General features: G+C 42.5%; 25 protein-coding genes. 11 read left to right on the top strand and 14 right to left on the bottom strand.

Translation table 11 applies throughout. From position 1 onward, the window contains the following. The first annotated feature begins 58 nt into the window (after positions 1 to 58). The 4 genes from ydiJ to L2748_RS13830 all read left to right on the top strand — a co-directional run bounded on the left by ydiJ (position 59) and on the right by L2748_RS13830 (position 5,151). Positions 59 to 3,094 carry a D-2-hydroxyglutarate dehydrogenase YdiJ gene (gene ydiJ, locus L2748_RS13845; RefSeq protein ID WP_220780219.1) on the top strand — a complete coding sequence of 1,012 codons (3,036 nt, stop codon included), beginning with the start codon at positions 59 to 61 and terminating at the stop codon, positions 3,092 to 3,094. 452 nt (positions 3,095 to 3,546) lie between these two features. Next, positions 3,547 to 3,990, top strand: a complete 444-nt coding sequence (locus L2748_RS13840) for a DUF1285 domain-containing protein (RefSeq protein WP_220780218.1) — start codon at positions 3,547 to 3,549, stop codon at positions 3,988 to 3,990. Positions 3,991 to 4,146: 156 nt separating this feature from the next. Continuing rightward, on the top strand, positions 4,147 to 4,560 hold the full coding sequence (locus L2748_RS13835; protein WP_220780217.1) for a MarR family winged helix-turn-helix transcriptional regulator: 414 nt from the start codon (positions 4,147 to 4,149) through the stop codon (positions 4,558 to 4,560). Between the two features lie 144 nt (positions 4,561 to 4,704). Next, positions 4,705 to 5,151 carry a PliI family lysozyme inhibitor of I-type lysozyme gene (locus L2748_RS13830; RefSeq protein WP_220780216.1) on the top strand — a complete coding sequence of 149 codons (447 nt, stop codon included), beginning with the start codon at positions 4,705 to 4,707 and terminating at the stop codon, positions 5,149 to 5,151. A gap of 51 nt (positions 5,152 to 5,202) precedes the next feature. Here L2748_RS13830 and L2748_RS13825 read toward each other — a convergent pair whose 3' ends face one another. Further along, complete coding sequence (locus L2748_RS13825) at positions 5,203 to 5,547, bottom strand: hypothetical protein (protein WP_220780215.1); 345 nt, start codon at positions 5,545 to 5,547, stop codon at positions 5,203 to 5,205. 183 nt (positions 5,548 to 5,730) lie between these two features. Continuing rightward, a complete protein-coding gene (locus L2748_RS13820) occupies positions 5,731 to 6,762 on the bottom strand; it encodes a Glu/Leu/Phe/Val dehydrogenase dimerization domain-containing protein (protein WP_220780214.1) in 1,032 nt (343 codons plus the stop codon). 266 nt (positions 6,763 to 7,028) lie between these two features. On the opposite strand from L2748_RS13820, the gene L2748_RS13815 reads away from it, so the two are divergent. Further along, positions 7,029 to 7,454 (top strand): DUF4826 family protein, encoded by a 426-nt coding sequence (locus tag L2748_RS13815; RefSeq protein WP_220780213.1) that lies wholly within the window; start codon positions 7,029 to 7,031, stop codon positions 7,452 to 7,454. 86 nt (positions 7,455 to 7,540) lie between these two features. Here the strand turns inward: L2748_RS13815 and L2748_RS13810 are convergent, their stop codons facing one another. The 6 genes from L2748_RS13810 to L2748_RS13785 all read right to left on the bottom strand — a co-directional run bounded on the left by L2748_RS13810 (position 7,541) and on the right by L2748_RS13785 (position 13,463). Beyond that, a complete protein-coding gene (locus tag L2748_RS13810; protein WP_220780212.1) occupies positions 7,541 to 8,671 on the bottom strand; it encodes a ribosomal protein uL16 3-hydroxylase in 1,131 nt (376 codons plus the stop codon). 147 nt (positions 8,672 to 8,818) lie between these two features. After that, entirely contained in the window at positions 8,819 to 10,189 is a 1,371-nt protein-coding gene (gene purB / locus L2748_RS13805; protein WP_220780211.1) for an adenylosuccinate lyase, read from the bottom strand. 30 nt (positions 10,190 to 10,219) lie between these two features. Further along, a complete protein-coding gene (gene hflD / locus L2748_RS13800) occupies positions 10,220 to 10,837 on the bottom strand; it encodes a high frequency lysogenization protein HflD (protein WP_220780210.1) in 618 nt (205 codons plus the stop codon). Positions 10,838 to 10,840: 3 nt separating this feature from the next. Next, positions 10,841 to 11,956, bottom strand: coding sequence for a tRNA 2-thiouridine(34) synthase MnmA (mnmA, locus tag L2748_RS13795; RefSeq protein WP_220780209.1), 1,116 nt, complete (start codon positions 11,954 to 11,956; stop codon positions 10,841 to 10,843). A 321-nt stretch (positions 11,957 to 12,277) separates the two neighbouring features. Then, positions 12,278 to 12,730, bottom strand: a complete 453-nt coding sequence (locus L2748_RS13790) for an NUDIX hydrolase (RefSeq protein WP_220780208.1) — start codon at positions 12,728 to 12,730, stop codon at positions 12,278 to 12,280. A 10-nt stretch (positions 12,731 to 12,740) separates the two neighbouring features. Next, positions 12,741 to 13,463: an rRNA large subunit pseudouridine synthase E gene (locus L2748_RS13785; RefSeq protein WP_220780207.1), complete on the bottom strand. Its 723-nt coding sequence runs from the start codon at positions 13,461 to 13,463 to the stop codon at positions 12,741 to 12,743. Between the two features lie 303 nt (positions 13,464 to 13,766). Between L2748_RS13785 and L2748_RS13780 the strand changes: the two genes are divergently transcribed. Continuing rightward, positions 13,767 to 15,989, top strand: coding sequence for an NADP-dependent isocitrate dehydrogenase (locus L2748_RS13780; RefSeq protein WP_220780206.1), 2,223 nt, complete (start codon positions 13,767 to 13,769; stop codon positions 15,987 to 15,989). Positions 15,990 to 16,239: 250 nt separating this feature from the next. On the opposite strand, the gene cspD is transcribed toward L2748_RS13780, so the two are convergent. After that, on the bottom strand, positions 16,240 to 16,446 hold the full coding sequence (cspD, locus tag L2748_RS13775) for a cold shock domain-containing protein CspD (protein ID WP_012155761.1): 207 nt from the start codon (positions 16,444 to 16,446) through the stop codon (positions 16,240 to 16,242). A gap of 239 nt (positions 16,447 to 16,685) precedes the next feature. On the opposite strand from cspD, the gene clpS reads away from it, so the two are divergent. Both clpS and clpA read left to right on the top strand, forming a co-directional pair. Next, positions 16,686 to 16,994: an ATP-dependent Clp protease adapter ClpS gene (gene clpS, locus L2748_RS13770; protein WP_012155760.1), complete on the top strand. Its 309-nt coding sequence runs from the start codon at positions 16,686 to 16,688 to the stop codon at positions 16,992 to 16,994. Positions 16,995 to 17,032: 38 nt separating this feature from the next. After that, entirely contained in the window at positions 17,033 to 19,294 is a 2,262-nt protein-coding gene (clpA, locus tag L2748_RS13765; protein ID WP_220780205.1) for an ATP-dependent Clp protease ATP-binding subunit ClpA, read from the top strand. 208 nt (positions 19,295 to 19,502) lie between these two features. On the opposite strand, the gene infA is transcribed toward clpA, so the two are convergent. The 3 genes from infA to aat form a co-directional block, all read right to left on the bottom strand. Further along, positions 19,503 to 19,721 carry a translation initiation factor IF-1 gene (gene infA, locus L2748_RS13760; protein WP_005500725.1) on the bottom strand — a complete coding sequence of 73 codons (219 nt, stop codon included), beginning with the start codon at positions 19,719 to 19,721 and terminating at the stop codon, positions 19,503 to 19,505. A 118-nt stretch (positions 19,722 to 19,839) separates the two neighbouring features. After that, positions 19,840 to 20,559 (bottom strand): arginyltransferase, encoded by a 720-nt coding sequence (locus tag L2748_RS13755; protein ID WP_220780204.1) that lies wholly within the window; start codon positions 20,557 to 20,559, stop codon positions 19,840 to 19,842. After that, positions 20,549 to 21,259 carry a leucyl/phenylalanyl-tRNA--protein transferase gene (gene aat, locus L2748_RS13750; RefSeq protein WP_220780203.1) on the bottom strand — a complete coding sequence of 237 codons (711 nt, stop codon included), beginning with the start codon at positions 21,257 to 21,259 and terminating at the stop codon, positions 20,549 to 20,551. The genes L2748_RS13755 and aat overlap by 11 nt, the downstream gene beginning before the upstream one ends. Positions 21,260 to 21,313: 54 nt before the next feature. Here aat and L2748_RS13745 point away from each other — a divergent pair, with 54 nt between their 5' ends. Further along, a complete protein-coding gene (locus tag L2748_RS13745) occupies positions 21,314 to 21,790 on the top strand; it encodes an outer membrane lipoprotein (RefSeq protein WP_220780202.1) in 477 nt (158 codons plus the stop codon). A gap of 52 nt (positions 21,791 to 21,842) precedes the next feature. Here the strand turns inward: L2748_RS13745 and L2748_RS13740 are convergent, their stop codons facing one another. Continuing rightward, entirely contained in the window at positions 21,843 to 23,210 is a 1,368-nt protein-coding gene (locus tag L2748_RS13740) for an aminotransferase-like domain-containing protein (protein ID WP_220780201.1), read from the bottom strand. A 150-nt stretch (positions 23,211 to 23,360) separates the two neighbouring features. On the opposite strand from L2748_RS13740, the gene L2748_RS13735 reads away from it, so the two are divergent. Then, entirely contained in the window at positions 23,361 to 23,966 is a 606-nt protein-coding gene (locus L2748_RS13735) for a LysE family translocator (protein ID WP_220780200.1), read from the top strand. 154 nt (positions 23,967 to 24,120) lie between these two features. Here L2748_RS13735 and L2748_RS13730 read toward each other — a convergent pair whose 3' ends face one another. Further along, on the bottom strand, positions 24,121 to 24,780 hold the full coding sequence (locus tag L2748_RS13730; RefSeq protein ID WP_220780199.1) for a glutathione S-transferase: 660 nt from the start codon (positions 24,778 to 24,780) through the stop codon (positions 24,121 to 24,123). Positions 24,781 to 25,095: 315 nt separating this feature from the next. Between L2748_RS13730 and trhO the strand changes: the two genes are divergently transcribed. Further along, positions 25,096 to 26,079 (top strand): oxygen-dependent tRNA uridine(34) hydroxylase TrhO, encoded by a 984-nt coding sequence (gene trhO / locus L2748_RS13725; RefSeq protein ID WP_220780198.1) that lies wholly within the window; start codon positions 25,096 to 25,098, stop codon positions 26,077 to 26,079. The last annotated feature ends 100 nt before the right edge of the window (positions 26,080 to 26,179 follow it).

The following is a 26,179-nucleotide window of genomic DNA, read 5'->3' as shown; positions in this document are numbered from 1 at the left end:
GCTTTTTTTTGTTTATAATGCTGGCATACCTAAAGAATAATAATTGATAGAAGTCCCTATGTTACCCAAGTTATCGCATCAACAAACGCTTGAACCAATTTACCTTTCTTTTTTATCTGCGTTAGAAGAAAGTGCATTTTCGGGGGATATCGACACCCGTTACAGTGCGCGTTTAGCCCAAGCGACCGATAACTCGGTGTATCAATTTTTGCCCCAAGCAGTGATATATCCTAAAAGCCAACGTGATGTGCAAGCTGCGTTAATCCTTGCGGCAACAACTGAGTTTGATGAAGTGGTATTTAGTGCCCGTGGTGGCGGTACAGGTACCAATGGTCAGTCATTGACCCACGGTATCATCATCGACATGTCGCGTTACATGAATCAAGTGCTTGAAGTTAACGCCACTGAAGGTTGGGTAAAAGTACAAGCGGGAGTGGTTAAAGATGCGCTCAATGATGCGCTTAGACCACATGGTTTCTTTTTCAGTCCGGACTTATCAACATCCAATCGTGCCACTTTAGGTGGAATGATTAACACAGACGCATCCGGTGCGGGGTCATTGGTTTATGGTAAAACCTCTGATCACGTGCTGGGCTTAACCAGTATTTTATTTGATGGCTCTGAGCTTGCAACTCGTCCCGTGAGTCGTGAACAGTTAGCCAATATCGATACCATTACCGATAATGTATTGGCTCAGAAGCTTATCTCTACTATTGCTGATATGTGTAAGGGCAATCGTGACCAAATTGAGCAACGTTTTCCTAAGTTAAATCGCTTTTTAACTGGCTATGATTTGAAAAATGTCTGGGATGACAAGCTAGAGCATTTTGACTTATCACGCATCATTGCAGGCTCTGAAGGTACATTAGCGGTAATTACCGAAGCTAAATTGAATATTACGCCACTGCCGACTTGTCGCATGATGGTTAATATCAAGTACGACTCGTTTGAATCAGCGCTGCGTCATGCTCCGACTTTAGTAGAAGCAAACGCGACAGTGGTTGAAACTGTAGACTCAAAAGTCCTTAACCTTGCTAAACAAGACATTATTTGGCATTCAGTGTCGTCACTGATTAAAGATGTGCCAGGTAAAGAAATAGATGGCCTTAATATGGTTGAGTTTGCTGGTGAGCAAGCGGATGTAGAGGCGCGAGTCGCTAATCTTGAAGCCATGTTAACTGCGCAAATCAGTCAAAGTGAAGCCGGACTGCTTGGTTATCAAGTCACTTCCGATAAAGCCAGTATTAACACTATTTATGCTATGCGTAAAAAGGCGGTGGGCTTATTAGGCGCAGCAAAAGGCACTCGTAAACCGATAGCTTTTGCTGAAGATACGGCGGTACCACCTGAAAAGTTAGCTGATTTTATTTTAGAGTTCAGAGCGCTGCTTGATAGCCACCAATTACAATATGGCATGTTTGGTCATGTTGATGCCGGGGTGCTGCATGTTCGCCCTGCACTGGATATGTGTGATGAGCAAGATGAAAGGCTACTGAAAACCATTTCAGACCAAGTCGCTGATCTAACGCTTAAATATGGCGGCTTGATGTGGGGCGAGCACGGTAAAGGCGTACGCGGTGAATATGGCCCCGCGGTATTTGGCGAGCATTTGTATGGATTACTGGAAGAGGTTAAGGGCTTATTTGACCCTAGAAATAAGCTCAATCCAGGTAAACTTGTCGCGCCAAAAAATAGCGGTCCAATGCTATATAACGTCGATAGTGTAAAGCGTGGCGCTTTTGACAGACAGATCCCAATTAAGGTCCGTGAAGCGTTTCCTGATGTGATGAATTGCAATGGTAACGGTTTGTGCTTTAATTACAGCGCTTACTCACCTATGTGTCCTTCATTTAAAGTCACTGGCGACAGAGTACAATCGCCAAAGGGTCGCGCGGGTTTAATGCGAGAATGGCTGCGTTTACTCGAAGCTGAAGGGATTGATGTTAATGAGCTTAGCCGTAGCAAACCACTAGGTTGGCTGCAGCGTGCACAGAACAGCTTAAAAATAGATAAAGAATACGATTACTCCCATGAGGTGATGGAGTCTTTAAAGGGGTGTTTAGCCTGTAAAGCGTGCTCAAGTCAGTGCCCGGTAAAAGTGGATGTGCCAAAATTTAGAGCGCAGTTTTTTGATATTTACTACCAGCGTTATTTACGTCCAGCAAAAGACTATTTAGTGGCAGGTATCGAAGATTCATTGCCGTTAATGGCGAGTGCACCGAGACTGGTGAATGCGGTATCGCAAAATAGTCTAAGTAAATGGGTAATTAAAAAGTCGTTAGGGTATGTTGACGCACCGGCGTTATCTGTACCAACGTTAAAGCAACGCTTAGAAGGGCATCCTAGCCGTGGTTATGACCTAGCGGCGCTACAACAAATCCCTGAAAGCGAACGTAGCCAATATGTGCTGGTGGTACAAGATCCTTTCAATAGTTTTTATGAGGCAGGAACGGTTTATCACTTTATCCAACTTATTGAAAAGTTAGGTCTTAAACCTGTTTTATTGCCATTTAAACCAAATGGAAAACCTATTCATATTAAAGGTTTCCTCGACAAGTTTGCTCGAACCGCTAAGTCAACAGCTGATTTTCTCAATCAGGTGGCTAAGCTTAATATGCCGATGGTCGGAATCGACCCAGCATTAGTGCTTTGTTACCGTGATGAATATGCCGAGGTATTAGGTGGTGCTCGTGGCAACTTCCATGTGCAGCTGGCAAATGAGTGGTTGTTAGAAGTAGTTGTAAATCAACCCAAGCGTGAGGCTGCTGAGTCAGAGTTTACCTGGTTTAGCCACTGCACAGAATCAACCGCTAAGCCTAATACCGCCAATGAATGGCAAGGCATCTTTGCGCACTTTGGCGCTAAGCTTAATACGGTTAATTTAGGCTGTTGTGGTATGGCGGGTACTTATGGTCATGAAGCGGAGAATCTTGAGCGCTCTAAAACACTCTATAGCATGTCGTGGGAACAGACTTTATCCAAGCTGCCACAATCGCAAGTGCTGATCTCTGGTTATTCATGCCGAAGTCAAGTTAAGCGTTTTAGCGGTTTTAAACCAAAACATCCGCTAGAGGCATTATTAACGTTAATTTAGTTTACTGTTTATTAATTGAGTTTAGGCTAATGTTTATAAAGGCTGCGAACTAATAGACTGTCAAAATGGCTTAAATTGAATTTTAAGTATAAATACAAAGAACTAGCTTTGGGCTAGTTTTTTGCTTTTCGCAATACAGGTTCATGTAAAGCTGTTATACCAATCAGTATAAGAATTTGATCAGCTCTGAACGATTTTTGGCAAACTAATTCAAGACGAATAGCTGTAATAATGGTTATTCCCTTATAAATCTATTCAACGCAGAAGTAGGCAGCCAAAAACGTTCCAGACTGGCGAGTTTTAGCGATTCTGATGCTGTGTTAACGAACTTGAACGTAGAATAACTATGCCCTTCGTTCGTTGCCTTGCCTCAAAACCGCTAAACTCTCGCTGAGCGACTAAATGTTTATACTGATTGGTATTATTCGTTAAGCAGGGAAATGAGAAGCCTTATGTCACAGCGGAATTTTGATAACAAGCAAGTTGCTGAAGCGATGTCGTCATTAACGTCAGGGGCATCACTATGCAGCGAAAAACCAATCTTTGTCATCACTGATTGCGGAGAGTGGTTTTATCAAGGTGGTAAGTTGCCAATTAAGTTTTGTAAGCTGTTCGCGAGTATTTTGCATCGCATTGAACGGGAGTACTTTTTGATAACTCCGGTTGAAAAACTCAAAGTCTGCGTTGCTTCTCAAGCGCTTATTCTGGTTGATTATGATAAGCAAGCTGATGGCAGCTTTAGGGTTAAATCAAGTATTAACACCGAGCATAAAGTGGCGTCATTAGCACAATTTGTTGTGACTGATGATTCGATAACATTGCTGTTAGGTAAAGGTGTAGAGGCAAGGTTAAACCGCGCCTGTTTCTATCGATTTATTGAAGAATTTATCATTTAAGGTCATTTGCAACATCAAGGTAAATTGTTCTTATTTAACGCAATGATTTATATGTTGTTTAAATCATTTTGAGTGATAATTGTTCATCTAGGCTAGTTTCTTTTTGTGTAAGTGGTAAGATTAAAAGCAGCTTATAAAGCGAACTGGAGGTGCTAATTGAATCGATTTGAGAGTCTAGGTGACTTGGTTTCTCACTTGAATGTTGATCTACAAAATGAGTTAGATCAGCGTCTTAAACGATACCAGTTAGATATTAAACTTTGGCCAGTGCTATTTTCACTTTGGCAAGAGGAGGGCGTGACTCAAACCGCTCTCTCTAAGCGCTGCGCAGTTGCAAACTACACCATGACTCGCCTGCTAGATCAACTGCAATCACAAGGGTTAATTACCCGCCATCAAGACGCGGAAAATCGCCGCGCGTTTCAAATTTATCTCACTGATAATGGTAAGGCGCTAGAGCAAGATCTCGTTCGAGAAGCTGAGAGAGTGAATGAGACTTTCTTAAATCATCTTGCTGAAGAAGAGCGTGAGCTGTTTTTAGCCTTACTAAATAAGATTAACCGCTACTAAATTTTACTGCCTAGATTGTCTATAGACTTAGCTTACAAATTCGCCTGTGAGACAGGTACTGGTCGCTCTTGAATCTTGGCTATTCACTTAGGCCTATAAATTTTTAGGTTTATGAGTTTAAGCTTATTAACTTAGAGAAATAGTATGCATAGATTAATGGTTGTTTGTGTCGCGTTCTTTATCGCAGGATGCTCGATAAACCTGCATCAAGGTAAAGAAAAAAATGTTGATGATAGGGCCAATGGCTCTGTATCCAGGGTTACAGACAGCACGCAAAAACCGAGTCATAACGCAGGTTATTTACAAACTGTCACCTTAGGCAACGGCAGCAGTTTAATTATAGAAGAGGGACGGCTGGAGCCTCGTTCAATCGGTAGCATAACCGTGAAGTTATACCGAGATTTGAATGTTGGAGATTTTGTCGGTGCGGTGAGTTTTGCTCGTGATGGCACGATTTTAACCACAAAGTTATTAGACAATAGCGTGAATGAACAAAAACTTGCAGTGACTACGGTTACTGCCGATAGCGGTAATTACCAAAACACACAGTTAATTTGTATAACGACTTCCAGCATAGCCCTGTGTGAGTAAATTGTTTTTGAAAGTTGTTTTGATTGTGACTGGTCCTGAAATAGGCTTGAACTAACTAAAAGTCAGTAAAAAAACGATAAATAGGCCAATCGCTAAAATGCCTTGCTGGGTTAATTGGCGGCTACGATATAACTCTTTTTTTCCTTGCTTGAGACTCGCAATTAAGTTGTTTTGCTTGTAGATCTTACAAGTAAGTTGCTCTGTTATAGGATCGAGTAAAAGTTGTAGCTTGGCCGCTTTGCCATCGTTTAGTGTTAGAGAGTGTTCACTTTGCCGACCGAAATTGAGCTTTCTAGAAACCCGTTTACCGTTAATAAACATCTGCTCTAAACCGCACCAGTTACTGGCTTGTAGCTCAATATAGTCTTGATTAAGTGCATACTTAAATATCGCCATTTAATCCTACCTTTTTAATTGATAGCTATTAATTCAAGCAGAGGATGTGACAGTTTGCCAGTCTTAACAACGGCAGGTGATGAAAGCCAGCGTTTAAAAAATGCTGATAATTACTCTATCTTCCAGTAAATAGGCAAAAAAATACCCAGCGCTAAGGCTGGGTATCTCATGAATACAGCTGGTTTATTTTGCGGCGTCAATAATGGCTCGTGCCATCTCATCTGCAACATCACCTGTGGTACGGTTTTGCTCATCTGCATGAGAGAAAACGGTGAGCAACGTGTTATAAATCTCTTCAACTTTCGCTGTGGCAGCAGATGCATCATAATCTTTTTCAAAAGATACGTTGATGATCCCGCCTGCATTAATGACATAGTCTGGAGCGTACAAAATACCTAAATCTTTTAGCATTTCGCCATGGCGTACTTCAGCTAACTGATTGTTGGCACAACCAGCAACAATTGTCGCCTTAATCATTGGAATCGTGATGTCGTTGATGGTTGCACCTAAAGCGCACGGTGCGTAAACATCTACATCTTGATGGTAGATATCCTGTGGAGCAACAACAGTTGCACCAAACTCAGTGGCAACTTTGTCTAAAGAGGCTTGATGGATATCAGTAACAATTAGCTCTGCGCCTTCTGCATGCAGGTGACGGCATAGGTAATAACCGACATGACCAACGCCTTGCACTGAAATCTTAAGTCCCTTCAAGCTATCAATGCCGCGTTGATGCTTTACCGCGGCTTTAATGCCTAAGTATGTACCTAGCGCAGTAAATGGAGATGGATCGCCACTTTTGCCTTCAAGACCAGCCATATAAGGGGTTTCTTGGTGGGCAATCATGATATCCGAAGTTGAAACGCCAACATCTTCTGCTGAGTAGTATTTACCGCCTAAGGTATCAATACAGCGACCAAAAGCTCTAAATAACGCTTCACGGTCTTGTACTTTTGGATCGGCAATAATGACAGACTTACCGCCCCCCATTGCTAAACCAGCCATCGCATTCTTATAAGTCATGCCACGTGATAAACGCAGAACGTCAGTGACAGCTTCATCGTCTGACTCGTAGTTCCACATTCTACAACCACCAACAGCAGGTCCAAGGTTAGTGTTGTGGATTGCAATGATGGCCTTTAAGCCGCTTTCTTTATCATGACAAAAAACGACCTGTTCATGGTCGTCGAAAGAGATGTGATTGAAAATTGCCACTTGTTGATCTCCGCTTTGAGCATCGAATGACCGCCGCTGTAGGATTACAGAGTAGTCTACTTGTTATATTTATTGCAGAACGATAGCATTTAGGGATACTCTCAATAAAGTAAAGATTCGGAATATTTGTGATCTTTCTGGCAATTTTGCTTTCCACTTTACGTTAACGTAAAGTTGTTGCTTAATTTAAAGCTCAGAAGTGTGAAAGTTTTTTTATATTTTCGAAAAGGCAGAAACAAAGATAACAATAAGAAAGGAAGTGTTAGATGGCTGAAGAAGTAGTAGATCAAGAGCAGCAGATCCAAGAGTGGACCAGAGTTCAGTTTCAAAAGGCAAATAAGTTTTTGGCTGAAAAAGGTGTTATGCCGAGTAAGGTTCATCCAGACGAAAGCCGCTTTTTAGCCCCTTATGTTGCTATATGGAAAATCGATTCTAAAAAGCCAACTAAAAAGACTTACTGGGTGATGTCGGGTGACTTACCGTCTGATTATGTTGAAGTGAGTGTCGCTGAAACAGCCCGTGACGCATTACGTCATTTTTCAATGATGTGGCAGATGAAAGCTGAAAACATTCAGCGCTCTGGCTTAACCAAAGATCCGGCACAAGCCAAGTTTGCTCAGCTGTTGGTATCGCGCGCTGAAAGCCTTTACAAGATGCAAGCCGATGATTCTATCTGGGGCCCTAGCGCTTAAGTTCATTTCACCGGCAAGTATTTGTTGTACTAAAAAGGCATCACTAGATGCCTTTTTTGATCGCGATTATTAGTAAGTTAAAGCTATTACTCGCCAAAATAGAAGTAGCCGCGATTGAGCAATTCAAGTAATAAGCTTTGTGTTGCTGTTGTTTGAATCAAGTGTGCAGCTTGTTCATTATCAAAGCTGAAGTGCTCGCATAGTTGCTGTACATCTGCGTCAATCGCGTCGCTATAGCCAAAGGCTTCGCCATTAACAAAGATTCGAGACTCACTATCATCTTCAAGTTTAAGTAACTTTAAACCGCCAATACGGTATAACAGCGCGCCTTGTTCAATATAGTCACTGATATCATCGCTGGTATAAGCCTCTTCAGGTTCGCAAATATCGAGCTCAAAACGGTTTTGGCTTAGCATTTTACCTAGCATGGCTTGGTAACAATTAGGGTTTGCAGCGAGCTCAGTAATCAATGCCATCATATCTTTCTGCTGCGAGCTACTTATTTGGCTAGCAAGCTTTGGTTCATAGCTTGAGGTGAAGCGTTTTAATCCGCTATTGGCGTCAATTAATGCATCAGCCATTTCGCTAAACAGTTCTTGCTGGCTTGGCGCGCGAAAGCCAATCGAGTAGCTCATTGCTAAGGTTAATGTTTGACCTTGATGTGGGAAGCCTGGAGGGATATATAACATATCGCCTTTTTCTAATACCACATCGATAATGGGCTCAAAGCTTTCAATTAGCGGTGTAGTTGGATCGTTATTTTTAGGGGCGTATTGGCCTTTATCACCCACAGTCCAGTGGCGCTCACCTTCGCCCTGAATAATAAATACATCGTAATTATCGATATGCGCACCGACGCCGCCACCTGGCGTGGCAAAAGAAACCATCAAATCATCAAAGCGCCAGTCAGGAATAAAGCGAAATGCATTAATAAATTCGCTTGAATCTGGATGCCAGTGGTTTAATGCTTGAACCAGTAATTGCCAGTTTTCATCACCAAATTGCTCATAGTCTTTAAACGGACCTTCAATAATTTGCCAATCATTAGGCTTGGTCACTACCACTCGCGATGCCACTGACTCTTCACAGGCAAGGCCGGCAAGTTCATCTGCGCTAATAAGATCTTCAAAATTGGGAAAAGCATTCTTTATTAAGATGGGCTTTTTTTGCCAGTATTGAGTTAAGAATTCGCTGATATCAAAGTTAAGACTAAACATAATGAGGAGGCTACTCTTGTTGGATGGAGAAGGTTTAAATGAGAAATATTGCTGTAAGCAGTGGCTAAATCTTAGATAAAATAAAGGCGCTAAGCCTAAGCTTAACGCCTTTATCAATTCTTTAATAGCAAGTTGCTACAAAGGTTATTAGTTTAACTCGTCAACAAATGCTTCAGCACGACCAATGTAGTTAGCAGGAGTCATCTTTTTAAGTTCAACTTTAACGTCTTCTGGTAGCTCAAGACCATCGATGAATACTGCAAGCTGTGCGCCATCAATACGCTTACCACGAGTTAGCTCTTTTAGCTTCTCATATGGCTTTTCAATACCGTAACGACGCATAACAGTTTGCACAGGCTCTGCTAGAACTTCCCAGTTGCCATCTAGCTCTTTACGAAGTTGTTCTTCGTTAACTTCTAGCTTGCTAATCCCTTTTAATGTTGCTTGGTAAGCGATTAGAGAGTGCGCCATACCTACACCTAAGTTACGTAGCACTGTAGAGTCGGTAAGGTCACGCTGCCAGCGAGAAACTGGAAGCTTAGCGGCAAGGTGTTGCATTAATGCGTTAGCAATACCTAGGTTACCTTCAGAGTTTTCAAAGTCGATTGGGTTAACTTTGTGTGGCATGGTTGAAGAACCAATTTCACCGGCAATGGTCTTTTGCTTAAAGTGACCTAATGCAATGTAACCCCAAATGTCGCGGTCGAAATCGATCAAGATTGTGTTGAAGCGCGCTAGGGCATCAAACAATTCTGCGATGTAATCGTGTGGCTCAATTTGCGTGGTGTATGGGTTCCAGTTAATGCCAAGGCTAGTAACGAAGCGCTGTGACAGAGCATGCCAGTCAACTTCTGGATAAGCAGAGATGTGAGCGTTGTAGTTACCTACTGCGCCATTGATCTTACCCATGATTTCAACTTTAGAAACTTGAGATAGCTGACGCTCTAAACGTACAGCCACGTTAGCCATCTCTTTACCTAATGTTGAAGGTGAAGCTGGTTGGCCGTGAGTACGTGACATTAACGGTACTGACTTATGCTCATGTGCTAACGCTTTAACGGCATCAACGACTTTTTGGCAATAAGGCAGAATCACTTGATCACGCGCTTCTGTTAGCATCAAAGCATGAGACAGGTTGTTAATGTCTTCAGAGGTACAAGCAAAGTGCACGAACTCGTCAATTGCAACTAGCTCAGCGTTATCGGCAATACGTTCTTTAATGAAGTATTCAACCGCTTTAACGTCATGGTTAGTTGTTGCTTCAATTTCTTTAACGCGCAATGCATCAGCTTCGCTAAAGTTATCTTTAATTTGATCAAGCAAAGTCAATGCAGCTTCGCTAAAAGGTGGAACTTCTTCAATTTCTGGGCAGCTTGAAAGCAGCTTAAGCCAGTTAATTTCGACTTGAACACGGTATTTGGTCAGGCCGTACTCGCTGAAAATCCCTCTTAATGAGGCGGTTTTACTACCATAACGACCGTCTACCGGAGAGATAGCAGTTAGTGCGGAAAGTTCCATTTGAAGCTCCTTGGTGAACTAGGCTTAAAATTATAGGGTGAGGCTTTTCATAGCTGTATCGACTATTGTTTTTCTTGCGAAGACAAGATGCCTACGCTTGCCTCCTAATTGACGCCATAGCACTGCGCTGCGCATGGCAGACAGCAATAAAGCGCGAATTTTATGTTGTGTTTGGGTACGCTTAAGAAACTCAGGATTGCCAGAGATCTGCAGTTTAGGCCCAAGCTCACTAATAATGTCGCTATAAATACCGGCAAAATTAGCGATGACTTGCTCGTCGGTGATCTCAAAGTGATTGAGTTGACGGTGAACTTGGTTAATGCGCTCGCTTAGCATGCCCATCGCGTTTGAAGAGCGGGTTAGTTTGCGCTCTAAAGCTAGAATGCCGACTAAATAGCGAGTCACTTCCACGTCTTTTTGCTTTACGTCACCAAGCTGGCTAACAATCAGCTCGTAACCTTTTCTTAGCGCAAATTTGTCTGCATAGACATCACTTGTCGACTCTGGATTGGTCACTAATACTGATTGTAGGCTTGCTGCTAATGCGTCTTTATCTGAATCACCATGCCTTGCAATATATTGAACTTGGGCCACTGCTTGTAAAATACCAGCAAAGGCCATAGTGCGTTCAAACAGCTGATCACTCATCAATTAATCTCTTATTAGTGCGTCAATAATACCGCCACCTAGGCAGATTTCACCATCATAGAAAACCGCTGATTGGCCAGGCGTTACCGCAGCAACAGGCTCATCAAAAATCACCCGTAGCACGTCATCGCTATCATAGGTAACGCGACACGGTACATCTTGTTGGCGATAGCGTGTTTTCACTGTGATGTTTGAGCCATCAGCAGGGCCTTTACGGTCAACCCAGTGCAGTTGGTTGGCGATTAGACCATTTGACATTAGGCGAGGGTGGTTACCACCTTGTCCTACAATCAATACATTACGGACTAAATCTTTCTCAACCACGTACCATGGGTCTTCATTACTGTTTTTAAGACCGCCAATACCTAGGCCCTTACGTTGACCTAAGGTGTGGTACATCAAACCTTGATGAGTACCAATGACTTCACCTTCGCTGGTTTCAATATTGCCAGGTTGTGCTGGTAAGAAGGTTTGTAAGAAATCAGTAAACTTGCGTTCACCGATAAAACAAATACCTGTGCTGTCTTTCTTATCGTGGGTGATTAAGCCCATTTCTTTAGCAATTTCGCGAACTTCGCTCTTATCGAGTTCACCAACTGGGAACAATGAGCGAGCAACTTGCTCGTAGCCTAATGTGTATAAGAAATAGCTTTGATCTTTATTGCCATCAACGCCACGCAGCATCTGGCTGGTGCCATCAATATCACGGCGGCGCACATAATGGCCCATCGCGATGTAATCAGCGTCTAAGATTTCATCTGCAAACTCGAGAAAAGCTTTAAACTTAATCTCTTTGTTACACATGATATCTGGATTGGGGGTACGGCCGGCTTTGTACTCTGCTAGGAAGTATTCGAACACATTGTCCCAATACTCTGATGCGAAGTTAACCGTGTGCAATTTAATGCCTAATTTGTCGCATACAGCTTGTGCATCTTTAAGATCGTCTGCTGCCGCGCAATATTCATCCGTGTCATCTTCTTCCCAGTTCTTCATGAACAGGCCTTCAACCTGGTAACCCTGTTTCATTAACAGGTAGGCTGAAACTGATGAATCAACACCACCGGACATACCGACGATGACTTTTTTACCAAGATGAGTGGGTTCGATTGACGTCATAAATCCTAAAAAAACCTTGTGTTTACTGAATATTGCTGCGAATCGGTATCTCAATGAATAACAGTGATAATCGAGATACGTTGTTCAAGCCGCGGCTTTCTGCGGGTGCATATTCTATCATGCATTATAAGGCTGGGCTATCTAGTGAAGAGCTATCTTTTATTTTGGCTGCTACGGCGTTGAATATTCACTCATACTGAACTATCAAAGGACTTAAACTGATGAGTATTAATTGCTGCAAGTAAGGGCATTTCAGATGACAATCCGCCAGCGCTAGTCAAACGGAGAATCAGCGTCTGCACACCTATACTCACACTTAAGCTAGAAATAGTCGTCATTAAGCAGCGCTAAAGGAAAATGTTTCCCCGCTAAGTAATCGTTAATCGATTTAATGACTAACGGACTTCTAAGTTGTGGGCTTAATGAACGAATTTCTTCAAGCGTTAACCAAGCTAAGGCATTAATTGCCGGATCTATAGGGGCTGAGGTTATGATTTTGTCAAGCTGAACGTAAAAGGTGTAACGCACAAAGGCAAGTGATTCACTGGCGCTAAATTGATAAATCCCCACCAAGCCTTGAGGGGCAAGCCTAAGACCTGTCTCTTCATATACCTCACGAGAGCAGGCGCTGATAATCGATTCATGGGCTTCAAGATGCCCTGCAGGCTGATTATATTTAACTTCACCGTCAATGAGCTCTTCAACTAACAAGTATTTACCTTGAGCCTCAATAACGCAGGCGACAGTGGTATTGGGTTTGTAGCGCTCAGTCATGGCTAATTACTCACACAGATTTGTTTTTCATATCAAGTTGACGATATTCACCGTTTTGCAGATCATCTAGACTCCATTGACCTATTTTATAGCGGATTAATCTTAATGTCGGAAAACCGATATGCGCCGTCATACGTCTTACTTGTCGATTTCTACCTTCACAGATCTGTATTTCTAACCAAGTCGTCGGAATATTAGCGCGCTCGCGAATAGGCGGGGTTCTATCCCAGACCTTGGGCTTATCCATAATGCTAATTTTAGCCGGTAGCGTCATACCGTCTTTTAACTCAACACCTTGACGCAATTGCTCAAGCGCCGCTTCAGTCGGTGAACCTTCTACCTGAGCCCAATAGGTTTTAAAGGTTTTCTTTTTAGGTTCAGTAATTTGTGACTGCAATTTACCGTCATTAGTCAGCAATAATAAACCTTCGCTATCTCTGTCGAGTCGACCTGCGGCATAAACGCCAGGCACAGGAATAAAATCTTTTAAGGTCTGACGTCCTTGCTCGTCAGTGAATTGGCAAAGCACATCAAAGGGTTTGTTAAACAGCACGATAATCGGATTGGCGACGCTTTTGGGATTAGCCGTGCTCTTACGTTTAAAGCCTACCCGAGAAAATGAATTATTCGACCCTGTGTTGTTACTACTGGGGCGATTACCGCTATTGCTAGCACGCACACTGCGGAGATTTTTTTTATTACTGGTATTTTTCTTTGAAAATGGTTGCGTCACGCTGGAATACTTTTCATCTATACGGGCTATTTCACTATTGTACTGCGCATTGGCTTTTAGTGGAATTTGAAAATTGCGCGGAATGTTTTATGATGTCGGCAAATTAAAAAGTGTGATCCGCAACTAATTATTTTCATTTGTGAGAGGTGTGCGAATAATGTCGCTGGCTTATTGCACACAAGATCGCATAAATTATCACTAGCAATTCAAAGTGATAACTCAAGACCGTTACAGTTTTTTAATCGTAAAAATACAGAATAATTATTATAAAAATCTTAAATTTAAATCAATGTAGGACACAAAATGAACGATAAAACATCAACGATCATCTATACCGAAACTGACGAAGCACCGGCACTCGCAACCTTATCTCTATTGCCTCTTATCCAAAAGTTTACCCGAACTGCAGGTGTTGACGTAGAAACGCGTGACATCTCTTTATCTGGTCGCGTGATTGCTAATTTCCCTGAAAACTTAACAGCAGAGCAGCGTATTAATGATGCGCTGGCTGAATTAGGTGAGCTGGCTAAAACCCCAGAAGCGAACATTATTAAATTACCAAACATCAGTGCGTCTATTCCGCAGCTAAAAGCCTGTATTTTAGAGCTACAAAACAAGGGATACGATATTCCTAACTACCCTGATGAGCCGCAAAACGACGCTGAAAAAGAGATTCAATCACGTTACGACAAGATCAAAGGTAGTGCGGTAAACCCAGTACTACGTGAAGGTAACTCTGATCGTCGCGCACCAGGTTCTGTTAAAAAGTTTGCCCAGAAAAATCCACACTCAATGGGTAAGTGGCTAGCAGACTCTAAATCACACGTCGCACACATGAACGAAGGTGATTTTTACGGTAGCGAAAAGTCTGTCACTGTAGCTGACGCTGGTAGCGTTTCTATTGTATTGAATAAAGCTGATGGTTCAGAGCAGGTGCTACGTAGCGCAATAACACTGCAAGCGGGTGAAGTGATTGATTCAGCTGTGATGAGCAAAAAGGCATTGCTTGAGTTTTACGAGCGTGAAACGAATCTGGCTAAAGAGCAAGATGTATTATTATCCTTGCACTTGAAAGCAACAATGATGAAAGTGTCAGATCCAATTTTATTTGGCCACGCGGTAAAGGTTTACTACAAAGACGTATTTGCTAAGCACGGGGAGTTGTTTGAACAGCTAGGTGTTGATGTAAACAACGGTGTGGGTGATGTTTACGCGAAAATCGCAACATTACCGGCAGAACAAAAAGCGGCAGTCGAGGCTGATTTAGCGGCGGTTTATAGTGAGCGCGCTGAGCTTGCTATGGTCGATTCTGATCGTGGCATTACTAACTTGCATGTACCAAGTGATGTGATCATTGATGCATCTATGCCTGCTGCTATTCGTACTTCAGGGCAGATGTGGGGTCCTGATGGCCAATTAAAAGACATGAAAGCGATGATCCCAGATCGTTGTTATGCCGGTGTTTATCAAGAAACTATCGATTTCTGTATCAATAACGGCGCCTTCGACCCTAGCACTATGGGTAGCGTACCAAACGTTGGCCTAATGGCGCAAAAAGCGGAAGAATACGGTAGCCACGATAAGACATTTGAAATTGCAGCTGCCGGCACGGTTAACGTCGTTGACCAAAACGGCAATGTATTAATGTCGCACAATGTAGAAGTGGGCGATATTTTCAGAATGTGTCAGGTTAAAGACGCGCCAATCCGTGACTGGGTTAAGCTTGCGGTTAACCGCTCGCGTCTATCAAATACACCTGCAGTATTTTGGTTAGATGCAGATCGTGCCCACGATGCTGAAATCATTAAGAAAGTAGAGCTTTACTTACAAGATCACGACACAAGTGGTCTTGAACTGCATGTCATGTCACCAGTTGCGGCAACTCGCTTTACACTAGATCGCGTTAAAGCAGGTAAAGACACTATTTCTGTTACCGGTAACGTACTGCGTGACTACTTAACGGACTTGTTCCCAATCCTAGAATTGGGCACCAGTGCTAAAATGTTGTCTATTGTGCCGCTAATGAATGGTGGTGGTTTATTTGAAACTGGCGCGGGTGGTAGTGCACCTAAACACGTGCAACAGGTAGAAAAAGAAGGTCACTTACGTTGGGATTCACTTGGTGAATTCTTAGCATTAGGCGCATCTTTAGAGCACCTAAGCCAAACGACTGACAATGCACAGGCGCAAGTGCTTGCTGACACGTTAGATATTGCGATTGGTCAGTTCCTAGATAGCAACAAGTCGCCTTCACGCCGTGTAGGTGAACTGGATAATCGTGGTAGTCACTTCTATCTTGCTATGTACTGGGCACAAGCATTAGTGGCTCAAGCTAACGACGCTGCTCTTCAAGTTGAGTTTGCTCAACTTGCAGAGTCGTTAACTAGCAATGAAGCTAAGATTATTGCTGAATTAAATGGCGTCCAAGGACCTGCTGTTGATTTAGGCGGTTATTATCGTTTGGATGCAGCTAAAGCGTCAGTTGCAATGCGTCCAAGTGCGACATTGAACGCTATTGTTGGCTAGGTTGAGTGACAAATTGTTTGAGTCACATGGGTATTTGATAGCGCCCATGTGATGTAAAGCAATAGATTCAATTTAACCTCTAAGGTCTGCGTAATGCAGGCCTTTTTGTTGTTTACAGTAGTGGCGAGATGCATTTAACCAATAAAAAAGCAGAATAGCTTAGCTACTCTGCTTTTTATGTTCGTATCGCAACATAAACCAATCTATATAAATATCTTTACTTATATAGCTGGGTTTATCTAATTTTATTTTAGTTCGTTGGCGATATTGCTGACGCGTGCATTCCTTTTGGACCTGCTTCTACCTCAAAACTGACTGGTTGGCCCGCTTTTAGCGTTCGATAGCCTTCCATTTCAATGGTAGAATAGTGTGCAAAAACATCTTCACCGCCAGCATCAGGGCATATAAACCCGAATCCTTTGGCGTTGTTGAACCATTTAACAGTTCCGCTTGCCATACTTCCACTTCCTTCTGTTGTCCACTTCCCAGTAAGATAGTAAAACTTATCAGCGGGGAAACTCCTCGCTTAATGAACAGAATGAAAGCTGAATAAGTGGTTGTCAAGATAAAGTTAACAAAAAAGCAACATTTTTTAACAAGTCGTACCTGAGTATAATTTGATAGAATTTGTCCAACAAACAGACTGAGTTACATAATCAATTGGTACAAGCCAAAACTAGAGGCTAATATTGGGATATGAGTAGAACAGAAAATATTGAACACGTAGAAGAAAGTGTTGAGTCAGAGCTTAAACAGCCTTCTATGTATAAAGTCATTTTAAACAACGATGACTACACACCAATGGATTTTGTCATCGAGATATTACAACTGTTCTTCAAGAAAGATGAGCAACAAGCAACGGAAATCATGTTAGCAATCCATCATAAAGGTAAAGGAATTTGCGGTATTTACCCATTTGGAATTGCAGAAACTAAGGTTGCGCAAGTAAATCAATTTGCAAGACAAAACCAACATCCGTTACTGTGTTCTTTAGAGGAAGCCTAATTTGGCTTTGCTCTGTTGTTAATTTTTAGGGGGTGCTTATGCTAAACAAAGATCTTGAAGTCACCTTAAACCTGGCTTTTCAACAAGCCAGAGATGCGCGTCATGAGTACATGACGGTAGAGCATCTATTGTTGGCGTTAATCGATAACCCAGCCGCACAAGAGGCGCTTGTTGCTTGCGGAGCAAATATAGAAAAACTCAGGGATGAAGTGGCCAGCTTCATTCAACAAACCACGCCGATTATTTCTGATCCCGAAGACGAAAAGGAAACACAACCTACGCTTGGGTTCCAACGTGTTTTACAACGAGCGGTCTTTCATGTGCAGTCATCTGGTCGCAATGAAGTGACAGGTGCTAATGTGCTGGTGGCTATTTTTAGCGAACAAGAATCGCAAGCTGTTTACTTGCTGCGCACTGGCGATGTAACACGCTTAGATGTCGTTAATTTTATTTCTCACGGATTTTCTAAAAACGACATTGATACTGATGGTGAGCCAAGCAGAATTGAAGATCAAAGCGAGACTGAAGAAGAGCGCAGTATTTTATCGCAGTTCACAGCTAACCTGAACGAACTTGCTAAAAGCGGCAATATTGATCCGCTGATTGGTCGTACCGAGGAAATTGAGCGTTCTATTCAAATTCTTTGCCGCCGACGTAAGAACAATCCACTGTTAGTGGGTGAGGCGGGTGTAGGTAAAACCGCAATCGCGGAAGGCTTAGCTTACCGAATTGTTAAAGAAGAAGTGCCAGAGGTGATGAGTAAAGCGACAGTTTACTCACTCGACTTAGGTGCGCTGCTTGCGGGGACTAAATACCGCGGCGATTTTGAAAAACGCTTCAAAGGCTTATTAAAAGAGCTGGCAAATGATGAACATGCGATTTTATTTATCGATGAAATCCATACGATTATCGGTGCTGGTTCTGCTTCTGGTGGCGTGATGGATGCCTCTAACTTACTTAAGCCATTATTATCCGGAGGTAAATTACGTTGCATGGGGTCAACCACATTCCAAGAGTATCAAAGTATTTTTGAGAAAGACCGAGCTTTAGCGCGTCGTTTCCAGAAGGTGGATATTAATGAGCCTTCGGTTGCTGAAACCACGAAGATTTTGCAAGGGCTCAAGTCAAAGTATGAAGAGCACCACAACGTGCGCTATACCTTGGCGGCACTCAGTGTGGCAGCAAGGTTGTCTGACAAACATATTAATGACAGACATTTGCCAGACAAAGCGATTGACGTGATTGATGAAGCCGGCGCGCGCATGGCTATGCAGCCAGCAAGCAAACGTAAAAAGACCATTGGTCAGACTGAAATCGAGTCGATTATCGCTAAGATGGCACGGATCCCTGAGAAGTCCGTATCAAGCTCTGATAGAGACTTACTGAAGAATCTTGAGCGTAACCTTAAAATGGTGGTGTTCGGTCAAAATCCAGCAATTGAGGGGCTTAGCTCGGCAATTCGCTTATCTCGCAGTGGTCTAGGCGGTGAAAACAAACCTGTTGGTAGTTTCCTATTTGCTGGACCTACCGGTGTGGGTAAAACAGAGGTTACCAGTCAACTTGCTAAATGTTTAAGCCTTAACCTTGTTCGATTTGATATGTCTGAGTATATGGAAAGCCATACGGTGTCACGCTTAATTGGTGCACCACCGGGCTATGTGGGTTATGACCAAGGTGGTTTGCTGACCGATGCAGTGATTAAAAACCCACATTGTGTGGTGCTGCTCGATGAGATTGAAAAAGCGCATCCGGACGTTTACAACTTGCTACTGCAAGTGATGGACCACGGTACACTGACTGATAACAATGGCCGTAAAGCGGACTTTAGGCATGTAACCTTAGTGATGACCACTAACGCTGGTGTACAAGAAACGATTCGTAAGTCGATTGGTTTTAAACAGCAGGATCATACTCAGGATGCGTTATCTGAAATCAATAAAGTTTTCTCACCAGAGTTCCGTAACCGATTAGATTCGATTATTTGGTTTAACCATTTAGATATGACGGTTATCGCCAAAGTCGTTGATAAGTTCTTAGTGGAGCTACAAGCACAGCTTGATGATAAGTCAGTTACGCTTGAAGTGAGTGATGAAGCTAGAACTTTACTGGCTGAGAAGGGCTACGATAAGTCTATGGGCGCTCGTCCGATGGCACGGGTAGTGACTGAATTGATTAAGCGTCCGTTAGCGGATGAGATCTTATTCGGCGAGCTTGAGAAGGGCGGCATTGCGAGAGTGGATGTGAAGGGCGATGAAATCGTTATTTCTACCGAATCACTGGAAAAAGTGACTCATTCCTAAAGCGAGTGCGTTAACTTTTTAAGCAATGATAATAGAGCCAATAGCTGCAGAGTTATTGGCTCTTTGCTTTTATACCAATCAGTATAAGAATGAGAGAAACTCAGTGCGTTTTTGGATAAAGCTTTATCATTATTGGTGTGCTTACAAATTTTAGACAACAAAAAGCCGGCATTGCCGGCTTTTTCATTACGTTGTAGGCTAATAACTCTTAGCGTGAACGGAAGACGATGCGTCCTTTGCTCAAATCGTAAGGTGTCAGCTGAACCGTTACCTTGTCACCCGTTAAAATACGGATGTAGTTTTTACGCATTTTTCCTGAAATGTGTGCCGTTACGACATGACCATTTTCAAGTTCTACACGAAACATTGTATTTGGCAAGGTTTCAAGGATTGTGCCTTGCATTTCAATGTTGTCTTCTTTCGCCATTAATCAGTTATCCTGTTAGCCTTCAAATAATAAAACGGGCACATCATGCCGCAAATTAGCCCCGCTGTAAAGCAAAGGTTGAGTATATACGCTATCTGCAGCTTAGTTATGGTTTAATTCACTGGTTTTTGATCTTAATCTCATTAACCCAACCTGATTGAGTCAAGATTTGGTGAGGGCGATAGTCGCGTTTGTAATTCATTTTTCGAGACTCATCAATTTGATAGCCGAGATATAAAAATTGTTTTTGCATCATTTTGGCAATTTGAGTTTGGAGTAAAATGAGCAAACTGCCTAATGAGCGTTTTTCATGCTCTGGGGCAAAATAGCTGTATATTGCTGATAGGCTGTGAGGCAAAACGTCTGTAACCGCGACGCCAATCAGTTCATCACCTAAACGCAGCTCAATAAATAACGGCTGCATCCAGTTAGCGGTGGCAAAACTATCATATTGTTCAGGTGTTGCTGGAAACATAGGGCCGTCATGATGGCGAGTATTCACATAGCGCTCGTAAAGCGCATATTGCTGCTCAGTTTTATGGTCAATGATTTTCCAGCTTAAATCTTGATTATTTTTCAAGGTGCGTTTTTGGCGCTTAGACAGAGTAAAATCATTAATGGGTAAACGAATAGGTAAACAAGCGCTGCATTGTGGGCATTGTGGCTTGTAGATCATACTGCCACTGCGGCGAAATCCAAGCGCAAGTAGTTGCTCGAATAAATTGCTATCGATGACATCTTCTTGCAAAACCATTAGCTGTTCTTGTTCATCGTCTAAATAGCTGCAAGGAAAGGTTTTAGTTCTACCTACAGTGACGGGTCTCGATTTAGAGTTCAAGGAATACCTCTGTTTTAAGCCAGCTATCGGAGCTTACTTGACCGTCTCTCAAATGGGTCAATAGCCGAAGAAAATCTTCACGCCTAATAGACTTTGCGCCTAAGCTGTCTAAATGTGGGTTAACGACTTGGGCGTCGATAAGCTTAAACCCACAGTGCTGCAGATGTTGCTGTAATACGATCATAGCAGCTTTCGAGGCGTTCGTTGTTCGATGGAACATAGATTCACCACAAAAAACTTGCCCTATTGCTAAGCCATAAAGGCCGCCAATAAGCTCTGAGCCTTGCCAAACTTCAAGAGAATGGGCGTGGCCTTGCTCATGGAGAGTCAAATAGGCCTGTTGAATTTCAGTCGAGATCCAAGTGCCGTCTTGACCAGCTCGAGGTGCTGCACAGCCTTCGGTAACAGATTTAAAGCTATGGTTAATGGTAAAGGTCCAGTCTTGTTTTTTGAGATACTTAATTAAACTGCGGCTAATTTTCATATTGCCAGGCACAAAAACGGCGCGGGGGTCTGGTGACCACCACAAAATAGGGTCATCGAAATTAAACCAAGGGAATATGCCGTTATAATAAGCGTTGAGTAGGCGTTCAGGCCGCAAGTCGCCGCCTACCGCCAATAGACCGTTAGGATCTGTTAATGCTTGCTCAGGAGGCGGGAAACCTTGCTGATCATGATTTAAATAAGACAGTGAGTTCACAATTGAGTAAGATTAATAAATATACTTATCCTTAAAGTTAGCGGAAAAAGTCATATGTTGAAACCTCATCTTATTGTTTTCACTGTTATCTGTTTATTTTTTGCTACATCAACGACGATTGCAGCGCCTTATGATCGTAATCAGGCTGTTGCCGTTGAAAAAGTCGAATTTGGTCAGGTGACCTCTGTACGTAATATCACTCAAAAACAGCTGGTTGAAGACCGCAATACCGGCTGGAAAACTTTTGGCGGTGCTTTAGTTGGCGGCGTTATTGGCCATCAGTTTGGTGGTGGTTCAGGCCAAGATGTTGCTACGGTGCTAGGAGCCTTACTTGGCGCAGGTGTCGGTAATCGCTACGGTGATAGCTCTTATTATCAAGAACTAAGCTTGGTTGAAATGATGATAAGCCTTGATACTGGCGAACAAGTGATGGTGCTCCAAGATCTTGACCCAGGTATGGTGTTTAATGTCGATGACGATGTTAGAGTCGTCTATTTACAAGGCTTTGTTCGAGTCGACAGACAGATGTAATTTAGATGGAATCTTTAACAGCCGCATAGAGCGGCTTTTTTATTGCCCAAGGTTAAACAACCGAATACGTTGTTTGACTAAGCGATTTGATACACGATTCTATTTGCGCTAATTGCTCTGCAAATAGCTGGTTGTCAGCGGCGTCACCGATACTCAGTCGAATATAGTTTTGGTGATTATTAAAGTCATCGCCATTTCTGACCAGTAAATTTTGTTGCGCAAGGGCTGTAACTACATGGTGCGCTTTTAGCGGCAAGGTTAACTGTAACCAACCATTTAAACCTCGCCACCTTTGTTTCAGTCCTAGGCGCTGCCCCATCTCGATACATAACTGTTGCCGTTGAGCGATAATTTGCTCACGCTGCCCCATAAACTCAGGGTTTTGAATAACTCGACAAGCGAGTTCAGTATTGAGGGGGGATATCATCCAACACTGGCTATGGATGGCTTGTTTGATCTTGAGAGCATAATGACTTGGGACCAACAAAAAGCCTTGACGTAATCCACCACAAAATACCTTCGACAAGCTTGATAAGTAAATAATTTGTCTTTGTTCTTCGTTATGATCAAAGTCTTGCTCTAAAGACCACATTGGAGAATACCATTCATTGCTAAGGCAATAATTAACATCATCTTCAAGGATCACGACATTGTATTTTTTAGCTAACGCTAAAATTGTATGGCGCTGACTTTGGCTGTACTGAATACAAGTTGGATTTTGGTTGTTAGGGGTGATGTAAAGTACTTTTGGTTTGTGAGCGATAATCTTTTCTTCAAGCTCACTTAAGTCTAAACCTTCATCATTTAGCGTAATGGGCTCAATATTAATTGCTAATTGCGCCGCTGCTGTATGGATCCCCGGGTAGCAATTGCCTTCGCAAAGTAGGGTATCACCGGCTTGCATTAACCCATTTAGCACCGCAAAAATACCTTGTTGTGCGCCGTGGGTGAAAACGATTTGTTTCGCTTGCTGCGCAATCCCTCGCTTGTGTAACCATTGACTAAAGATCTGTTGATGCTCAAGTAAAGGCTCACCATGATATGCCATTAATTGTGTTAGCCGTTGGGGTGACTTTGCCAATTGATTCATTGCGTCACTTAACACGCTAATCTGGTTGGTCAGCGGTGGCTGACAAGTCGCGAAATTAACTTGTTTATTTTTGAATCCGCTATCTTCAGCTCTTACAAATGTCCCTGCGCCAACTTTTGCATACACGTAGCCACGTTGTTCAAGTACCGCGTAAGCCCGAGTAACCGTGCCTACCGTAACACCTAACGCATCAGCCAAACGTCTTTGCGGCGGTAACTTGGTGTTTGGTAATAACTCTCTTTGGTTGATGGCATCTTCTGCTGCTTGTGCAAGGCGTAAATATTTAGCTCCAGAATAACTGTTTAACTGCGGCGTCCAAATTGTACCCATGACAATAAAACCATTGTATTGATAATCGTTGGCGTTAGTATGCACCTAATAGTTTAATTGCTCAACAATTGTGCGGGTGCAATTTGCGGGTTTAACTTTGTCGAATGATATTTTATATCGACAATATCCTTGAATTTTGGAGGCAGTAAGATGGAAAGTATGTGGCCCTTAATGATATCAGCGGCAATCTTTTGCGCAACAATGACTATGACTCCAGGGCCTAATAATGTCCTTTTAGCGACATCTGGTGCTAATTTTGGCATTAGGCGTACTTTGCCACATCTGATAGGTATTCGGGTGGGGCAAACTTTTTTGCATGTCTCGATACTGCTGGGATTAGGCGGGGTCTTTGAAACTTGGCCTGTTATGCATCAAGTGCTGCAATTTGCCTCGTTAGCATACTTATTATTTTTAGCCTATAAAGTAGCTACTTTACCAGTCGATGATGAGGTTGCAGTTACTGAGCGCCAACCAATGACGATAAAAGAATCTGCTTTATTTCAATGGATAAACCCTAAGACATGGATGGCAACAATAACCTTGTGTACCGCGTTTACCGTTGGAGGAGAGGCTTATTGGTTAAGTGCTATTGCAGGAGTATTCATTTTTAATATTATTGGTTTTCCTGCGTCATTTACTTGGGTGATATTGGGAGCAACAATTAGGCGTAAACTCAACACAGTAAAACGACGTAAAGGCTTTAATATAGTGATGGCAGGGCTCTTGTTAGTGACCATTCCCCTAATTATTCGCTAGCGCAATGCTGTATTGAATAAGGTTAACTTGAAGCTATCGCTTTTATCTTGTTTGATTTAGTTAATGTTAGTTGTGGAGGGCGTCATTAAAGTGAGTGGACTTTAATGACGCCACATTCTGGAATTAAATTTTTAAGCGCGACTTTTTTGTAAGCTTAAACAGCGATATTGGCACCAAACTCAAAACTTTCACCGCTTTCTAACCATGTTGGATACTTTTTCATGATTTGTGTAAATGCATCACTTTCAATATGAAATTTTAGCCACTTTTTAAGATGTGTGTAGTGACTGGCGTCAAACCAAGCTTTGTCTACGGACGCGAATTGGCGAATAAACGGAAAAATGGCGTAATCGGCAATGGAAACCTTATCACCCATTAATTGCGAGTGTTTCGTCAATATACTTTCCAGCTGCGCAATAAATACTTCAGCTTGTTGTCGATAATACTGCTCACTATGGCCTGGGTGTCTATCTGCGTACTTATACTTATCTAGCCAAGGTTTAAAGCTATGGTCATTGGTATGAATTAGCGCTTGGGCTATCTCTTGTTGTGGCGCTTCACTCAATAACAAATTCAGCGGATCATATTGCATTAGTGCCCAGCACATGATCTCAATACTCTCTTCAATCACACTTGCATCAGGCAATATCAGTACTGGAACCGTGCCTTTAGGTGACGCTGCTAGCATGGCTTCTGGTTTATGTTTTAGTACTATTTCTCGCAAGCTAACTTGTTGCTTGGATAGTAAAATCCCCAGTCTTGCGCGCATAGCATAAGGGCAACGACGAAATGAGTAGAGTGTAGGGAGGGGCATATACAAGACTTATTTTTGATTATGTTATAGCGCATATTGTTAACTGTTAAACGGTAAATAACAATTAATAATCTAACTTTACATCTGGAGTTTGGCGGCATATCAGTTTGTGTTAGCTAGCGAAAACTGCTTCAGTACTATTGGTATTTAACTATGAGCTATTTATTAACCTTACTTTTTATACCTGTTTGTTTGTGTGTGACTCAGGTAGAATTCGCGGCGAATTTGCGTAGTTGCTCACATTGGCGATTGCATTTGTGGTAACCGTTATTAGCACTGGAGATGAAGCTTCAGCTCGCCGTAAAAGGGATAGATATGTCAAAAGTTGTAGTATGCGCCATGTACAAATTTGTTAGTTTGCCTAACTTTGAAACTCTGCAAGCACCACTGCTACAAGTGATGCAAGATTCAGACGTGAAAGGCACCTTACTGTTAGCTCAAGAAGGAATTAACGGTACTGTTGCAGGTTCACAAGCTGCAATTGATGGGCTTATGGATTGGCTATCTACTCAGCCAGGTTTAGATAATATTGTTTATAAGCTCTCTTTTGATGATGCTATGCCGTTTTACCGTACTAAAGTGAAGTTGAAGAAAGAAATTGTAACTATGGGGGTTGAAGGTGTTGACCCTAATAAAGTCGTCGGTACTTACGTTAAGCCCAAAGATTGGAATCAATTGATTTCAGATCCAGATGTCTTGTTGGTTGATACTCGTAACGATTATGAAGTACAGATCGGTACCTTTAAAAATGCCGTCGACCCGAAAACTGAAACCTTTAGAGAGTTCCCTGAATACGTCAAGCAAAACCTCGATCCTGCTAAGCACAAAAAAGTGGCAATGTTTTGTACCGGCGGTATACGTTGTGAAAAATCAACTGCATACCTCAAGGAGCAAGGTTTTGATGAGGTTTATCATTTAGAAGGCGGGATCTTAAAGTACCTTGAAGAAGTTGAGCAAGAAGAGAGCTTATGGCAGGGCGAATGCTTTGTGTTTGATAATCGGGTTGCGGTTAATCATGACTTAGAAAAAGGTCAATATGATCAATGTAATGCCTGCCGTATGCCGGTAACGGAACAGGAGATGGCGCTAGAGAGTTTTGTGCAAGGTGTGAGTTGTCTGCACTGTATTGATAAAACTAGCGAGAAACAGCGCCAACGTTTTCTCGAACGAGAGCGTCAAGTTCAACTGTCTAAGCAGCGCGGAGAAGCGCATATTGGCAGTGATGTTAGCCAAGTGATTGAAGCACGCAGAAACCAGAAAGCGCAGCTCAAAAAAGCGCAGAACACTAAGCCCGAATAAGCGGTCGCTGGGCTTCACGGTTACAGCCGAATAAAGATTTGTGTTGTATCCCGCTAAACGATAATTAAAGGTAGCCATTGGCTGCCTTTTTTATTTTCAA

It is taken from the genome of Shewanella sairae, assembly GCF_023283535.1.
GTDB classification, from domain to species: domain Bacteria; phylum Pseudomonadota; class Gammaproteobacteria; order Enterobacterales; family Shewanellaceae; genus Shewanella; species Shewanella sairae.
Note: the sequence above shows the minus strand (reverse complement) of the source record. Positions and strands in the feature narration are given on the sequence as shown.

Coding starts and splice junctions, on each gene's coding strand:
- L2748_RS13730 (WP_220780199.1), bottom strand. CDS start 24,780: ATGCCCCTCCCTACACTCTACTCATTTCGTCGTTGCCCTTATGCTATG.
- L2748_RS13790 (WP_220780208.1), bottom strand. CDS start 12,730: ATGACTGAGCGCTACAAACCCAATACCACTGTCGCCTGCGTTATTGAG.
- cspD (WP_012155761.1), bottom strand. CDS start 16,446: ATGGCAAGCGGAACTGTTAAATGGTTCAACAACGCCAAAGGATTCGGG.
- mnmA (WP_220780209.1), bottom strand. CDS start 11,956: ATGACGTCAATCGAACCCACTCATCTTGGTAAAAAAGTCATCGTCGGT.
- infA (WP_005500725.1), bottom strand. CDS start 19,721: ATGGCGAAAGAAGACAACATTGAAATGCAAGGCACAATCCTTGAAACC.
- hflD (WP_220780210.1), bottom strand. CDS start 10,837: ATGAGTGATCAGCTGTTTGAACGCACTATGGCCTTTGCTGGTATTTTA.
- trhO (WP_220780198.1), top strand. CDS start 25,096: ATGTCAAAAGTTGTAGTATGCGCCATGTACAAATTTGTTAGTTTGCCT.
- L2748_RS13780 (WP_220780206.1), top strand. CDS start 13,767: ATGAACGATAAAACATCAACGATCATCTATACCGAAACTGACGAAGCA.
- clpA (WP_220780205.1), top strand. CDS start 17,033: ATGCTAAACAAAGATCTTGAAGTCACCTTAAACCTGGCTTTTCAACAA.
- L2748_RS13740 (WP_220780201.1), bottom strand. CDS start 23,210: ATGGGTACAATTTGGACGCCGCAGTTAAACAGTTATTCTGGAGCTAAA.
- clpS (WP_012155760.1), top strand. CDS start 16,686: ATGAGTAGAACAGAAAATATTGAACACGTAGAAGAAAGTGTTGAGTCA.
- ydiJ (WP_220780219.1), top strand. CDS start 59: ATGTTACCCAAGTTATCGCATCAACAAACGCTTGAACCAATTTACCTT.
- L2748_RS13815 (WP_220780213.1), top strand. CDS start 7,029: ATGGCTGAAGAAGTAGTAGATCAAGAGCAGCAGATCCAAGAGTGGACC.
- L2748_RS13840 (WP_220780218.1), top strand. CDS start 3,547: ATGTCACAGCGGAATTTTGATAACAAGCAAGTTGCTGAAGCGATGTCG.
- purB (WP_220780211.1), bottom strand. CDS start 10,189: ATGGAACTTTCCGCACTAACTGCTATCTCTCCGGTAGACGGTCGTTAT.
- L2748_RS13745 (WP_220780202.1), top strand. CDS start 21,314: ATGTTGAAACCTCATCTTATTGTTTTCACTGTTATCTGTTTATTTTTT.
- L2748_RS13830 (WP_220780216.1), top strand. CDS start 4,705: ATGCATAGATTAATGGTTGTTTGTGTCGCGTTCTTTATCGCAGGATGC.
- L2748_RS13810 (WP_220780212.1), bottom strand. CDS start 8,671: ATGTTTAGTCTTAACTTTGATATCAGCGAATTCTTAACTCAATACTGG.
- L2748_RS13825 (WP_220780215.1), bottom strand. CDS start 5,547: ATGGCGATATTTAAGTATGCACTTAATCAAGACTATATTGAGCTACAA.
- L2748_RS13735 (WP_220780200.1), top strand. CDS start 23,361: ATGGAAAGTATGTGGCCCTTAATGATATCAGCGGCAATCTTTTGCGCA.